This window comes from Christiangramia aquimixticola (genome assembly GCF_048285835.1).
Lineage (GTDB): Bacteria > Bacteroidota > Bacteroidia > Flavobacteriales > Flavobacteriaceae > Christiangramia > Christiangramia aquimixticola.
In genome coordinates this window covers 1-254 of record NZ_JBLVTL010000375.1, presented here as the reverse complement: position 1 = coordinate 254, position 254 = coordinate 1, and the positions used below count along the sequence as shown (strand labels likewise).

Below are 254 nucleotides of genomic sequence, written 5' to 3'. Positions count from 1 at the left end.
CACTCACCTGCATCAACGCTATATGGATTAACCGGAGCCGGGCAGTTGGTTATAACTGGTGCTTCATCATCAATAACTGTTACATCAAAAGTACAGGTCGTATTAGCTGAATTTGAATCTCCATCGTCTGCTGTTACCGTAACTGTTGTAGTTCCTATGGGGAAATTATAGGGGAAGCTAATATTACTTCCACCAACACTATAGGAAATAGCTACATTGTCATCGCAATTATCGGTTGCCGTTGCTGTAAAGCT

1 protein-coding gene is annotated in these 254 nt (G+C 41.7%); it reads right to left on the bottom strand.

Annotated elements, in window-relative coordinates:
- Positions 1-254 (bottom strand): HYR domain-containing protein (locus ACNKXV_RS14875; RefSeq protein ID WP_417908471.1); only part of this gene is annotated, 254 nt, incomplete at both ends.